Source organism: Roseivirga sp. UBA838, from assembly GCF_002296035.1.
GTDB lineage: Bacteria > Bacteroidota > Bacteroidia > Cytophagales > Cyclobacteriaceae > Roseivirga > Roseivirga thermotolerans.
The window spans coordinates 23,166-37,501 of sequence record NZ_DBHC01000008.1 but is presented as its reverse complement, the minus strand read 5'-3'; the positions used below and the strand labels follow the sequence as shown (position 1 = coordinate 37,501).

The 14,336-nt window shown below is 43.8% G+C and carries 8 protein-coding genes; 6 read left to right on the top strand and 2 right to left on the bottom strand.

Annotation, left to right across the window (positions count from 1 at the left end):
• Position 1: 1 nt before the first annotated feature.
• Together B3O12_RS02060 and B3O12_RS02055 are read right to left on the bottom strand one after the other, a co-directional pair.
• Complete coding sequence (locus B3O12_RS02060; protein ID WP_286755112.1) at positions 2 to 2,740, bottom strand: hypothetical protein; 2,739 nt, start codon at positions 2,738 to 2,740, stop codon at positions 2 to 4.
• 104 nt (positions 2,741 to 2,844) lie between these two features.
• Positions 2,845 to 3,429: a DUF4924 family protein gene (locus B3O12_RS02055; RefSeq protein ID WP_286755111.1), complete on the bottom strand. Its 585-nt coding sequence runs from the start codon at positions 3,427 to 3,429 to the stop codon at positions 2,845 to 2,847.
• A gap of 138 nt (positions 3,430 to 3,567) precedes the next feature.
• Here B3O12_RS02055 and lepA point away from each other — a divergent pair, with 138 nt between their 5' ends.
• From lepA to B3O12_RS02025, 6 genes are all read left to right on the top strand, one after another.
• Positions 3,568 to 5,355 carry a translation elongation factor 4 gene (lepA, locus tag B3O12_RS02050; RefSeq protein WP_189631462.1) on the top strand — a complete coding sequence of 596 codons (1,788 nt, stop codon included), beginning with the start codon at positions 3,568 to 3,570 and terminating at the stop codon, positions 5,353 to 5,355.
• A gap of 107 nt (positions 5,356 to 5,462) precedes the next feature.
• Positions 5,463 to 6,338 carry a bifunctional methylenetetrahydrofolate dehydrogenase/methenyltetrahydrofolate cyclohydrolase FolD gene (gene folD, locus B3O12_RS02045; protein WP_286755110.1) on the top strand — a complete coding sequence of 292 codons (876 nt, stop codon included), beginning with the start codon at positions 5,463 to 5,465 and terminating at the stop codon, positions 6,336 to 6,338.
• 138 nt (positions 6,339 to 6,476) lie between these two features.
• On the top strand, positions 6,477 to 7,106 hold the full coding sequence (locus tag B3O12_RS02040) for a 7-carboxy-7-deazaguanine synthase QueE (RefSeq protein ID WP_286755109.1): 630 nt from the start codon (positions 6,477 to 6,479) through the stop codon (positions 7,104 to 7,106).
• A 2-nt stretch (positions 7,107 to 7,108) separates the two neighbouring features.
• Positions 7,109 to 8,959, top strand: a complete 1,851-nt coding sequence (locus B3O12_RS02035; RefSeq protein ID WP_286755108.1) for an OmpA family protein — start codon at positions 7,109 to 7,111, stop codon at positions 8,957 to 8,959.
• A gap of 244 nt (positions 8,960 to 9,203) precedes the next feature.
• The gene (locus B3O12_RS02030) at positions 9,204 to 12,419 is read left to right on the top strand and encodes a SusC/RagA family TonB-linked outer membrane protein (RefSeq protein ID WP_189631459.1); all 3,216 of its coding nucleotides are present in this window, start codon (positions 9,204 to 9,206) and stop codon (positions 12,417 to 12,419) included.
• Positions 12,420 to 12,432: 13 nt separating this feature from the next.
• Positions 12,433 to 13,908, top strand: coding sequence for a RagB/SusD family nutrient uptake outer membrane protein (locus B3O12_RS02025; protein WP_286755106.1), 1,476 nt, complete (start codon positions 12,433 to 12,435; stop codon positions 13,906 to 13,908).
• Positions 13,909 to 14,336: the final 428 nt, after the last annotated feature.

Here is a 14,336-nt window from a genome sequence, read left to right as displayed (position 1 = left end):
TTTACTGGTTGCTTTCAATAACCTGATAGTTTATACTGGAATAACCCAGACGGCTGTAGGCTCCAATGCCTTCTACCGTAACTTGAATTTGATTGGGCCTATCGGCATTGTAAAACGTTATTTTGGCCTGACCGTTTTCGCTAGTTACCACATTGGCATTCCAATATATGGTTGTTCTTAAGTCCGGCACAGGGTCGTTTTTTTGCTCATCGGTTTCGTATAGGGGTGAGTAAAATTCTTTGGTGTAATTGCGGTGCACCGGATGAACTATTCGATCGTTAATAGCAGGCTTAGGAATTACCACTCCGTTCTTAGTTCTCAGAATTACCTCCGGAAAGTTGAGCTCGTTGGGCTTTCCATCGTCTCCATGACCTAAAATCAAAGATGAGGGAGCAGGATAGCTTACTGATATAGATTCCAGGTTGCTCCAGTCAATGGTGTAGAGAGTTTCATAGGCTCCACCACGGGGTACTTCAACTTGACCTCTTCCCATGGGTTCTCTTACTGTGCGTTTGCCAACAGCTTGCATGCCGCGAGGGTCACAGTTTACCTTTATAGAAAATACATGTGGCCATTTTTTGCTTTTCAAAACATCGTTGATGGGAATTCTTGATCCTGAAAAGGGGTCGGAGTAATCGAGGTTTAATTTGGTGGCACCAATACCTTCTACTTCGTTGCTTACTTGTTTTATTAACTCAATTATATCGTTATCCGATAAATCTAGTTCTTCAATGGTTTTGGTTTTCCAGGGAAACTGAGTGTGAAAATCCTCTACATTACAGCTTCCTCGAGGTATGACAGTGCTGGACGTTACTTTGAAAGTACTCAGTAGAGTAGAATTATTGAATCGGCTCTTTGCCACCTTAAATTGTGGTTTATAAATCTCAAGAGGGGCATACGAGTTTTTCTCATGCCCTATTCCTCTAATGAGAGAACCTATTAATGCTTTACGTCTTTCCGTGTCTGAAACCAATTGTACTTTTCTCTTCCCTTTCTCTTGCCCTGCCAGAAATAGTAAGACAGAGTCTCCCTTACTTTTAAAAAAAGATGACTCAACAATGAAGCGTCCGCTCTCTCCTGAGCGCACAGTGTCAGGTTTTTCAGAGTATTTGGTAGCAATAAGTATTTCTACACCGGTAATGGGGTTGTTGCCAATAAAGGATAGGCTCTGGCCAACAATGGCTTCGGGATCTTTATAACGGCTTGGACTGTATTTTCGCCAGCCGTGAGTGAGCATTACCAGGTCGAGTGCTTCTAAGGCCCCGGGTTGGCCAGAAAAGTAGAAATTAGGAGTAGGGATTTTTCCTCTTAACTCGGCCGTAAGCAACAGTTGCGAAAGCAAATGAGGCTGTTGATTGTTAGGGGCTTTAGAGAACTCCTGATCGGTTACGGCCAAGGCAAAATTTCCTTTTACCGGAGCACCTGTTTCGTCTTTGACAGTAAGTGTCAGCTCTACCTTTTGGCGAGGAGAATAATCTTTTTTGTCGAGTTGAAGGTCTATGTTCAGTTTTCGTTCGGCATTAACAAATATGAGTCGCTCTGCAACGAGTTCAAGTGTTTTGCTCTGCACAGTAACCTTATAAATGCCTGCAATTAAATTTTGTTCAGGTACTCTCCAGGCCAAGTTCTCTTGCAAGGTAAAGTCTAGGTGCATAATAGTATCGGTCTGATTGCTCAGCGTAAGAAAGCCTTTCGTATTCATTAGGTTTTGGCTGGGTTTTATTGCTAAAACTCTATCATTGTTCTGTCGCTTGAGGTGTAGGGCAATACCGGTTAAATGGCTCTCTGGTAAATAGTAGATTTCTTCTGGCTGAGGGGAGTTAGCTATGACCACTGAATATTCTTTGTGGAGTTCTGGCATGAGTTCAAAACTTCCCATGCCCGCGTGGGTGCTCTTGAGAGTATCCAGTATTGTGCCTGTTTCATCTTTCAGATATCCTTCGAAATCGAAAGGGCGGCCTGTTCGATCAATAGCTTTAAAAGCAATGTGGTTTATGGTCTTGGCAATTAGGTGGCCGCCTTCCGGAAAGAACTGTAAGTCTATCTTTTCTTCATGCTCTGCCGGAAGAGGAACATAAAGATGAACGGGTTTGCTTAGTGATGCTTCATCGACCTGAATCCATAGGTGAGAGGGAGTTGGTATAGATTTTTTGGAAGAACCGAGAAACACCCTTGCTGCCCCTGTAGTATCCGTCTTTATTTTTCCACTTTCAACAGTCACTCCGTTGGCCAAAGCTCTGTAGGTAAGGTTAAGCTGAGCAACCGGTTTGTCATTGTCAATTCGGGCATAAACATCCACAGGGTTGGCGGCATCTTTACTAAACCTGCTGTATCTGGGAAAGGCCAGTAACTTGTACGCATCGGGCTCAATACTTCTTACAAAAACCGACTTTGAAAAATACAGGGACGAGTCTGAACCAACCATTTGCCCCGAAACACCCATAAGCGTATAAAGTCCCTCTTCGGCCGGGGCAATTAGGTAACCGTCTGACATGCCATTGTAAACCGGCCAGCTTGTATCGGCTTTTTTATTGCCCAAACTATCGGCTAGCAGTACATGGTAGGCCAAGCTGCGGTCAGATAGTTGGTTGTCTATACCCACTACAAAGGTTTTAAACCAAATGGTGTCTTCGGGGGCATAGATATTCTTATCGGTGCTTATGTAGCTCTTTTCAATGGTTTGAGCGCTCAAAGGCCATAGGGCAAACAGGAATAGAGCCAGTGTATGTATGTGCTTCATGCTCATTGTGTGGCTTGAGTAACTGGTTGGGGTCAATATCGCAACCATAAGTTACAAAATAAAACAATGAGAAGATGGAATATGTATAATCGAATACTGTTGCGCTAGCTCGAAGACTGATTCTTTTTATAAAAGTGGGAGAGCAGGGAAAGTATGTTTCCGAAGTGTTCAATCTGAACCATAGTGTCGTCCGGGATATGGCGGCCGTTCATGCGGGCAATTAATAGCCCAAGAACCCCGTTGAGGCAAACCTGAACAGGGTTTGAGATTAGCCCTTCAGAAGCTTCAATGTTTTCGCGAATAGCCGGGCGCGCTGCATTGAATACTGCACGGTAATCTTCATTTTCTGACAGTAGCCTAATACTAAGCTCAGACAGTTGTTCTACAATCTGTTGCACTTCTGCCAGGTGACCTTCTTTTTCTAGCTTCTCCTTCTTCATTTGAGCAATTACCTCAGCATACCAGTCAATGGCCTCTTCTCGCTGGGCTTCAGTCATCTTTTCATCGGGGATATTTCCAAAAACATGAATTTTTATTTTCTCAAGATCGAAATCAAAGTTTCGAATGAGCATCTCGGTCTGGTACATGTAAATGATGTATTCCGAAATGTTTTCCTGTTTTTTCTTGTCGGCCAAAAGCATGCGGCAAAAGTAGCCAATATGGCCGTGATGCCGAATATATTTCATCATCTTCTGGGGTATAGCAGCCCAAAACAAATGGGCACATGCCGCTTAAGTGGCAGCCTGAGCAGTCATTCTAAAATGAGTGGTAGTCAGAATCTTAAAATGCATCAACTTTTTCTATTTTTGCGGTTCGTTTAGAGGTATATGAAGAGAATTCGGAATTTCTGCATCATTGCGCACATCGACCATGGCAAGAGCACCCTGGCCGATAGGTTGTTGCAGTACACAGGTACTGTGTCGGAAAGGGAGATGCAAAATCAACTGTTGGATGATATGGATTTGGAGCGCGAGCGAGGTATTACCATTAAATCGCACGCCATCCAGATGAACTATAACTACAAGGGTGAAGAGTATGTTCTTAACTTAATTGATACTCCCGGCCACGTTGATTTTTCTTATGAAGTGTCGCGCTCCATTGCTGCCTGTGAAGGAGCACTGCTTATTGTAGATGCCTCGCAGGGTGTAGAAGCACAAACCATTTCTAATCTGTATCTGGCCCTGGAGCATGATCTGGAGATTATTCCTGTGTTGAATAAAATTGATTTGCCGGGAGCCATGCCCGAAGAAATGACCGATCAGGTTGTTGAATTACTCGGTTGTGCGAGAGAAGATGTAATTCTGGCTAGCGGTAAAGAGGGGATTGGTGTAGATAAAATTTTGGAGGCCATAGTAGAAAAAATTCCGGCACCCACCGGAGATCCTGACGAACCCCTTCAGGCCATGATTTTCGATTCAGTCTTCAACTCTTTCAGAGGAATTGAAGTAATCTTCCGCGTTTTCAACGGAACTATAAGAAAGGGAGATAAGGTAAAGTTTGTGAATACGGGCAAGGTATACGATGCCGATGAAATTGGTATTCTCAAATTAAAACAGTCTCCACAGCAAGAAATTAAGGCAGGTAATGTAGGTTACCTCATTTCCGGTATTAAAGTGGCCAAGGAGGTAAAAGTGGGTGATACCATTACCCATGTCGATAGGCCTACTCAGAAAATGGTAAAGGGTTTTGAAGATGTGAAACCCATGGTTTTTGCCGGAATTTATCCGGTTGACACACAAGACTTTGAAGAACTGAGGGCTTCTATGGAGAAACTTCAGTTAAATGACGCCTCGTTGGTATGGGAGCCTGAAACTTCGGCAGCACTAGGTTTTGGTTTCCGATGTGGTTTTCTGGGAATGCTGCACTTAGAAATTGTGCAGGAGCGATTGGAGCGGGAGTTTGACATGACGGTGATTACAACCGTTCCGTCTGTTCAGTTTCATGCCATAATGGGCGATGGCACGGTGAAGAAAATCAATGCACCCTCCGAAATGCCCGAGGCCAATAAGATGTCTCACATGGAAGAGCCGATTATCCGTGCTCAAATTATTTCCAAGTCTGAGTATGTGGGAGGTATCATGGGGCTGTGCATGGAAAAGCGCGGTATCATTAAAAACCAGGTTTACCTTACCTCAGACAGAGTAGAGCTAACCTTTGAAATGCCTCTGGCCGAGATAGTTTTCGATTTCTTCGACAAACTCAAAACCATTTCCAGAGGCTACGCTTCATTAGACTATGAGTTGATAGGCTTCAGACAGTCCAACCTGGTAAAGCTGGACATCCAGCTCAATGGAGACAAAGTAGATGCGCTTTCGGCTATAGTGCACAGAGACAAAGCCTATGAGTGGGGAAAAAGGCTCTGCGAAAAACTAAAGGATCTTATTCCACGGCAGATGTTTGAAATTGCGGTACAGGCATCGATTGGTACAAAAGTAATAGCTAGAGAAACTGTAAAAGCCATGCGTAAAAACGTGTTGGCCAAGTGTTACGGAGGAGATATTACGCGTAAGCGTAAATTGCTTGAAAAGCAGAAAAAAGGAAAGAAAAGAATGCGTCAGGTAGGTAATGTGGAGATTCCGCAAGAGGCCTTCATGGCGGTTCTGAAGTTGGATTAAAAAGCGTAAGTAAGTCAGCTATCCGTTGAATGAAATACGTTCAAGCCGATATTAATGATTTGAAGAAGTAAACCGAGCACTGTGCACCAAGCACCAAAAAACTTAAAATGAAGTTACTCGATGGAAAAGCCACAGCTCAGCAAATAAAAGATGAGCTGACCGAAAAAGTAAATGAAATAAAAGCAAAAGGAGCAAAAGTGCCTCATTTAGCGGCCGTATTGGTTGGTGAAGATGGTGCCAGCAAAACCTATGTAAACGCCAAGGTAAAAGCCTGTGAGGCTATCGGCTTTGGTTCTACCCTTATTCATTTGCCGGAAGAAACCTCTGAAGAAGAGGTGCTGGCCACGGTAGACCGACTGAACAAAGACTCTGAAATTGACGGGTTTATTGTTCAGGTACCTTTGCCAAAGCAAATCGATGAACAGAAAGTTGTAGAGGCTATTTTGCCAGAAAAAGATGTAGACGGATTCCATCCGACCAATTTGGGTAAAATGCTGTTGGATCTGCCCACACTTTTACCCGCTACGCCTAAGGGAATGATGCTTCTTTTGGAGAGAAATGGTATTGAAACCAGTGGCAAACATTGTGTAGTGATTGGGAGAAGCCACACCGTTGGTACGCCCATAAGTGTATTGATGAGTCGCAATTCCAAGCCCGGAAATGCTACGGTTACCTTGTGTCATAGCCGAACCAAGAACTTGGCGGAGGTAACCCGACAGGCCGATATCCTTATTGTAGCAATTGGCAGGGAAGGTTTCGTTACTGAAGATATGGTGAAGGAAGGAGCTATTGTCATCGATGTGGGTATACATCGAGTGCCCTCCGATAAGACTAAGTCAGGCTTCAAGCTCAAGGGAGACGTACGGTTCGATGAAGTAGCACCAAAGTGTAGTTACATTACCCCAGTTCCGGGAGGTGTAGGGCCGATGACCATCGCTTCACTGCTTTGGAATACCTATTTGGCCAGTCAGAAATTAGTATAACTGAAATCCAACACTGCCGTCAGTCCCTTGCTGTGGGAATATCTTCCATGAATAGCAGTTACCTGATCGGGTTGGGAATGACGTTTTAAAGAGATTCAATAGTAAAGCAGTTTCAACACCTGCTATAAAAAATTGTCTATGAAAGAAAGTAAACAAACAGCCGAACTCCACGGCAAGCTTCCTGTAATGGAAGCATTTTACACCATCCAGGGTGAAGGTCATTTTACAGGAAACCCAGCCTATTTTGTTCGGTTGGGAGGATGCGATGTTGGCTGCGTATGGTGCGATGTAAAGGATAGCTGGGATGCATTGCGCTGGCCCCTTCATTCCATCGATGAGATTGTTGGCGGTGCAAAAAAATACAAAGGGAAGCTTGTTGTAGTTACCGGAGGGGAACCCCTCATGTACAACCTTAACACATTAACCGATAGGTTACGGGCAGAAGGGTGCCATACAAACATTGAAACATCAGGGGCTCATCCACTCAGCGGAACATGGGATTGGCTCTGCTTCTCGCCCAAAAAGTTTATGCAACCCAAAGAAGAGTTCTATGCCGCAGCCGATGAGCTTAAGGTAGTGGTGTACAACAAAAGTGACTTTAAGTGGGCGGAAGAGCACGCTGCCAAGGTTAGACCGGAGTGTTTACTTTATCTACAACCCGAATGGGACAAGTCAGACAAGATGCTTCCGCAAATAATTGATTACGTAAAAGACAACCCTCGCTGGAAAATTTCGCTACAAACACATAAGTTTATGCATATTCCTTAGCGTTGAAAAAAGCCGTTATTATTTCATTTCTGTTATGCTCCACTTTGTGTTGGGGGCAAATCGACTACCACACCAAGAAAAAAAAACTCGTTGAACAGTACCAACAGGCCGAAGAACTGGTTCGTATAGGTAACCTTTTTAAATCGGCAGAAATTCTGAACGAGGTACTCAACAAGGATCCTGGTTTTGATGAAGCGATCGTATTGCTGCATGAGGTTTTACTGAAGAGAGATGAGCCTCAAAGGGCGGTGGCACTTATTGCTGCCAAACGAGAGGAACTAGAAGCACCCTACCTCAATAGACTTTTGCTGTTTCAGGCCAATTATGCCTATCAATTGGGAGAATATACTCAGGCACAGCTATATATAACACAGTTGGGTCATGAAGTATATGGAGTTGGGGCTGAGCAGGTTGAGTTTCTTAAAACATCTATACAGTTTTCCCTAGAGCAAGTGGCAGACCCAATGCCGCTCACTTTCGAAGAGCTTCCTCATCCCATTAATGCCTTCGAACAGCAGTATTTTCCATCCATTACCAGACATGGGCAATTGGTTTTTACTACTCGTGACAATAATGGGCGAGGGGACGAAAATATATTCTTTAGCCAGTTGACCGAAGGAGGCTGGACCAAACCCGCAAACATATCAGATCAGATAAATACAGACAGGAACGAGGGTACAGCATCTATTTCTGCCGATGGCAGAACATTGGTGTTCACCAGTTGTAACAGGCCTGACAATATAGGTAGCTGCGACTTATACGTTTCGTACAAACAAGGGCAGCAATGGTCAGCGCCTGAATTGTTAAATGAACGCGTAAACAGCCCCGAGTGGGATTCTCAACCCTCGCTTACAGCCGATGGAGCAACCCTCTACTTTGTGAGTCTTCGCCCGGGAGGAATGGGCAAACAAGATATTTGGATGAGTAGAAAGGAAGATGGAGAGTGGCAGCAGGCTGTTAATTTAGGAGAAGATGTCAACACTCCGGAAGACGACTGTTCACCATTTATCTACCTCGATGGACAAACACTTATATTCTCCACCAAGGGGAGGGTAGGACTTGGAGGATACGATTTATTTAAAACGTTGAGGCTGGCCGATGCAAAATGGAGTGTACCGGAGAACCTGGGGTACCCCATCAACGATGCCTTCGATCAGGTTGGCTACTGTGTATCGGCCGACTTATGGGCCTATTTTAGTGCAAGCGATGCCAGCGGTAGTTTGAGGCTGAAGCGATTCAAAATTCCTGAAAATGTGCTGCCCCAAGTAGAGACGCCAAGGGCGTTTGGTCGGGTAATTGATGCAAGAGATGAACGTCCATTACAAGCCAAAGTAGAGCTTCTCAATAACTCGGGCCTGATTGAGCTAGAAACCGAAGATGGGGTGTTTGAATTGCAAAAGGCCAACCAGGTGAAAGCGAAAAAGACCGGTTATCGAACCCAGCTGGTGGAGTGGTCTGAGTTCATTACAGACTCCACCATTCGAATGGAACCCTTCGCAGTAGGTCAGGCGCTGCTCAACGAACCCATACTCTTCGACTTCGATAGTTTTGAGTTAAAGCCAAGTGTAAGTTCTCAATTGATGAGCGTTCTGGAACTGCTCAAAGCTCACCCGGAATTAGATATAGAAGTGCAGGGCCATACAGACAGTATAGGAGGGCATGCCTATAATCAACAGCTTTCTGAAAAACGGGCATTGGCTGTAGCCGCCTGGTTGCAAGCCCATGGCATTGGCCATAATAGAGTTTTCATTTCTTCATTTGGAAAAAAACGCCCAATTAGCCCGGAAGTAGACCCTCAAAGCCAGCAAAACAACCGTAGGGTAGAAATTATTATACGAACGGTTAGAAAATAAACCGCCTGATTACCAAGTGTTTATTTGTGTATGTACATTTAAAAATCTTTCTCTTAGCCCGATAATATTGTTTTGTCTGCTTAAAGTTATAAATTCGCCAATTGAACATTTGGGGATGAGTATTTTTATCCATAAAACCCTAGTGGCTTTAGGGTAAGTTCTTTCTCAGTTGTTCGTAACTGTATAGGATTAATTCAATTTAATCATAGACAAACTATTTATTATTAAACTAAACTAACAAGGGATGAAGAGAATTTCATTGTCTTTGGTCTCCTTGCTGTGCTTATTGTTTTCTGGTGTGGCCTATGGTCAATCCAGAACGGTAACGGGAACAGTAACGGGAGCAGATGATGGTCTTGCGCTACCGCAAGTGACCATTATGATCAAAGGGACCACAAACGGTACTACTACCGATTTTGAGGGTAATTACCGCCTGGAAGTTCCCAGCGCGGAAACTGTCTTGGTATACAGATTCCTAGGGTACATCACCAAGGAAGTCACTGTAGGTAATCAAACAACTATTAATGTTTCACTAGAGCCCGATGCCGTATCTCTTGGAGAGGTAGTGGTAACCGGTTACGGTGAGTCTACAAAGAAGTCTTTCACCGGTACGGCCAAGACGGTGAAACAAGAGGATATTGAGTCCAAAAACTTCTCCAACGTATCACAGGCTCTTGCCGGTGAGGTGGCTGGTGTTACGGTAATCAATACTTCTGGTCAGCCAGGAACAGCTTCTACTATTCGTATTAGAGGTTTTGGCTCGGTTAACGGAAACAGAGATCCACTGTATGTAGTAGACGGTGTTCCATTTTCAGGAAGCATTAACTCTATCAACCCAGCCGATATCGCATCGACTACCGTGTTGAAAGATGCTACGGCTACTGCCATTTATGGTGCCAGAGGTGCTAACGGTGTTATCTTGATCACCACTAAAAGCGGTTCGGCTTCTAACAACTCTATAGAAATCGACCTGAAGTCTGGAGTTAACATGAGCCTGTTGCCGCGTCAACAAACCATCAAGTCTCCTGAGGAATACATTGCCCTTACCTGGGAGAGTTTGTACAACAGAGGTGTGGCTACCGGTGAGCCCGATCCTGAGGCATATGCTAATGCACGCTTGTTCTCAGGTGGAGGTATTGCTCCATTCTATAACATGTGGAATGTGGCCAATGGAGGTGAACTTATCGACCCTAACACCAGAACAGTGAGACCTGGAGTAACCCGTAGATACAACCCGGAAAACTGGGAAGACTATGGTTTCCAGAACTCGTCAAGAAACGAGGCAAACATTCGATTGAGTGGTGGTAGCGAAGACACCAAGTACTTTACTTCTTTCGGTTACTTGAATGATGTGGGGTATATTGTTAATTCGGACTACGAGCGTTACTCAACCCGACTCAACCTTACCCACAATGTAAAAGAGTGGTTGTCAGGTTCCGTAAACATTGGTTATGCCCTTTCCGAAAACCAAACCAACGGTCAATCGAGTAACTCAGGAAGCATCTTCTGGTTCGTAGATAATCTTCCTCCAATTTATCCACTGTTTCTAAGGGATTCAGAGGGCAATATTGTGCAAGACCCAATCTTTGGAGGCAATCAGTATGATTATGGTGATTCCGGTAGAGGTTTTGGTGCGCTTACTAACTCTATTGCCGATGCGCATTTTGACAGAAATGGAAGCAAGAGACATGAGTTGAACGCCAACTTTACTTTTGATGCTCAAATAACACCGGAGCTTTCTTTCCAGTCTAAGTTTGGTGCTCAATACTACAATAACAGAGCTACCTCATTGAGAAACCCATTCTATGGTTCTGGAGCATCTCAGGGAGGTTCATTGTTTAGAACAGATACTGAGCTTTTTGTTCAAAACTTCCTGAATTTGGCTCGATATGAGAAGAGCTTTGGAAATCATTCGATTGAAGTTCTGGCCGCTCATGAAACAAATAGCTTCGACCAAACATTTGCTTCGCAAAGCAAAGAGAAGGCTGTTTTACCTTACCTGGCAGAGTTCAATAACTACATTATTGTTTCTTCGCCTCCAACATCCTTTAAGAACAGCAGCCGCTTGGAGTCTTACTTTGGCCAAGCCAACTACAACTATAAAGAGAAGTATTTCTTTAGTGCCTCACTAAGACGCGATGGTTCTTCCCGATTCGTGAATAACAAGTGGGATACCTTTGGTTCTGTAGGTGCTTCCTGGATTATGTCTGAAGAGAACTTCTTCCAGGATGCTCTGCCATTTGTTGACTTCTTTAAACTGAAGGCCAGCTACGGAGTGAGTGGTGATCAGGCAGGTGTAGGTCTGTATCCAGGATACAACACCTTTAATGTAGACAACCTGAATGGTGCTATTTCAATTTCTGAAAGAAACATTGGTTTCCCTAACCTTACATGGGAGACAGCCAATCTATATCAGGTAGGAGCCGAGTTTACCATTGGTAGAGTGTTGGACGGTTCTATCGATTACTATATTAAGAATACGACCAACCTGATTTTCAACAGAAACGTGGGACCATCTGTAGGTTATGCTACAGAAACTGTTAACGATGGACGTTTGAGAAACTCAGGATTGGAGTTTGACCTGACTACTCACATCTTTAATAAGAGCGACTTTAAACTGGACTTTACCGTAAATGGATCGTTCCTGGGTAATGAGCTTACTAAAATGCCTATTGACCCGGCCACGGGTAAAGAAAAGGTACTCGACATCAATGGTGCTTACGGTAGAACCGCAGGTCGATCTCTCTTCGATTTCTACATGAGAGAGTGGGCTGGTGTAGACCCACAAGATGGTAGAGCCATGTGGAACCTCTATTATGACGATGCCAACAATGATGGTATCTATGATAGTGGTGAAGAGATCGCTTCCCTATATGAGTATCTGGTAGAAAACCCTGACGCTAATGTTCAGAAGACTACAACAAAATCTTACTCCGATGCGACTCAGAAATTCCTCGACAAATCGCCAATTCCGGTTGTGAGTGGTGCTTTCAGACTGGCAGCAAGTTACAAAGGAATAGACTTGAGTGCTCAGTTTATATATAGCCTTGGTGGTCATGCGTATGACGGAGCCTATGCCAACCTAATGGGGAACCCTCAAGCGGGTAACCAAAACTGGCATGTGGATATCAGAGACAGATGGCAACAGGCTGGCGATGTAACCAATGTGCCAAGACTCTCGGATAACTTCGACACAAACGTAAACAGCCAGTCTTCTCGATTCATTACATCTACCAACTTCTTGTCTTTAAATAATATTAGAGTTGGTTACAACTTGCCTCAGGCTTGGTTGAACGGTACAGGATTGAAAGCAGTTAGTGTTTCTGGTTCTGCCGATAACCTGTTCTTGCTCAGCGCCAGAGAAGGCTTTAACCCTTCAACTTCAGAAACTGGTGCTTCTAGTATTTACAGATACGACCCATTAACAACGTTCACTCTTGGTTTGAGGGTTAGATTCTAAAACAATGAAGAACATGAGAAATAAAATATATTCTATTCTATGTGGCTTTGCTATGCTCAGCATGCTGGGTTGTAGCGAAGACTACCTTGAAGTGCAACCATCTGAGTTCCTAACGGCAGAGCAGGTTGCGGAGGCTGCGGCCAATAACCCTGAGGTTATTGCCGGTAGTATGAGCGGTATTTACACGCTCATGTTTCAGGCGTTCACAGGAGGAACCGGTGGACATGACGATTTTGGGCAAAAAGGATATGACATCTTCAGCGATATGCTGTCTGGAGACCTTGCGCTCACTGTAAGTACCTACGGTTGGTATAGAACTATTACGGAATTCCAGGCCACACAGGACTTTACGTTCAATGATAACTATCAGGTTTGGAGATACTACTTCCGACTCATTCGTTCGGCCAATTTGGTAATTGACGCCTTGGGTGGTAACGATGCTACTCCCGAAATTGCCGAAAACCGCTATATCATGGGTCAGGCGAAGGCTATGAGAGCTCATTCGTATTTCTATCTGGCTCAGTTCTTCCAGGAAGGCCTCGATCTTTCTGAAGAAATACTGCCGATTTACGATGATCCAAGTTTGCCTAACCAGCCTAAGAGCACTGCTCAGGAGGTTTACAATCTTATTGTAGATGACCTGACAGACGCTATTTCGCTTTTGGACGGATTCAACCGTAGCGCCAAAACACAAATCGATAAAAGTGTGGCACAGGGTATCTTAGCTTACGTTCATGCAGCATTGGGCAACTATGCTGAAGTGAAAACCCTTACAGCTGATGTCATTAACTCAGGTACCTATCCTATCATGGATGCCACTGAAGTTCTTGGTGGATTCAATGATGTGAATACTCCGGGTTGGATGTGGGGTGTAGATATTACCACCGACAATGGTATCAACCTTGTGTCGTGGTGGGGTCAGATGGACCGCTACACTTATAGCTATCAATGGGCAGGTGATAGAAAAGCTTTGGATCAAGGTCTGTTCGATCAGATTCCGGCAAATGATGTGAGAAAGGGACAGTTTTTGAACAACCCTAACAGCAGCTACCATCTGGTTGCACAGAATAAGTTCTATGACCCGGCACGTGTAACCGGTGGACAGAGAACAGTAACCACAGACTATATCTATATGAGAGTGGCAGAGATGTACTTGTTAAATGCAGAGGCCGCAGCGAAAACCGGTGATTTGATTACGGCAAGAAACTCTCTGAAGGCTCTTTTGGCTGAGCGTTTTACAGACCCATTGGATTATGCTTATGTAGATCTGCTTACTGGTCAGGCCTTGATTGATGAGATTTATCTGCAGACCAGAATCGAGTTCTTTGCTGAAGGTAAGTCATACTTGGCCATGAAGAGAAATCAGGCTACTATAGTAAGGGGCTCTAATCACCTCTCTTTCGTTGGTGAGCCTATTCCTTATGATGATGACCGACTGACCTTTGAAATACCTCAGGCGGAAATTCAGAACAACCCCTTCATTAACTAAATAGGAGCTGAATTACTTAATATGTAAAAGGGAGCTATCGGCTCCCTTTTTTAGTAGAAGGATATGAGGTTTACGGCAAAAAAAATGTCGTTCATTCCTCAATTTTTTTTAAAAAAATGCCGCCAAATATTATTTGCCATAATTGTTTATTTTCAAAACAAGCCATCTGGGGGTATTCAGGTCAGGAGAAATTATAGTTGAGAATTGCTAATTGTTGTAAATGAAAAACTATTCAGAATATTTATTTTTTTCGAAAGCATAATGTTTCAAATTGATCTTTAATTTTTAATAAAAATCTAACACACTATTGTCAACCAAAAGTTAATTTTTGTTAACGCTACCTTAGCCTATAAAGACCCTTACTCATCGGAATAAAATTTTTTGATTGACCTCAAAAGTGCCGTTTAGCCAAAAATAGAGCACATTTT

What these genes read in the sequence shown, in the direction of transcription:
- B3O12_RS02060 (WP_286755112.1), bottom strand. Translation starts at nt 2,740, where the DNA reads ATGAAGCACATACATACACTGGCTCTATTCCTGTTTGCCCTATGGCCT.
- B3O12_RS02055 (WP_286755111.1), bottom strand. Translation starts at nt 3,429, where the DNA reads ATGATGAAATATATTCGGCATCACGGCCATATTGGCTACTTTTGCCGC.
- lepA (WP_189631462.1), top strand. Translation starts at nt 3,568, where the DNA reads ATGAAGAGAATTCGGAATTTCTGCATCATTGCGCACATCGACCATGGC.
- folD (WP_286755110.1), top strand. Translation starts at nt 5,463, where the DNA reads ATGAAGTTACTCGATGGAAAAGCCACAGCTCAGCAAATAAAAGATGAG.
- B3O12_RS02040 (WP_286755109.1), top strand. Translation starts at nt 6,477, where the DNA reads ATGAAAGAAAGTAAACAAACAGCCGAACTCCACGGCAAGCTTCCTGTA.
- B3O12_RS02030 (WP_189631459.1), top strand. Translation starts at nt 9,204, where the DNA reads ATGAAGAGAATTTCATTGTCTTTGGTCTCCTTGCTGTGCTTATTGTTT.
- B3O12_RS02025 (WP_286755106.1), top strand. Translation starts at nt 12,433, where the DNA reads ATGAGAAATAAAATATATTCTATTCTATGTGGCTTTGCTATGCTCAGC.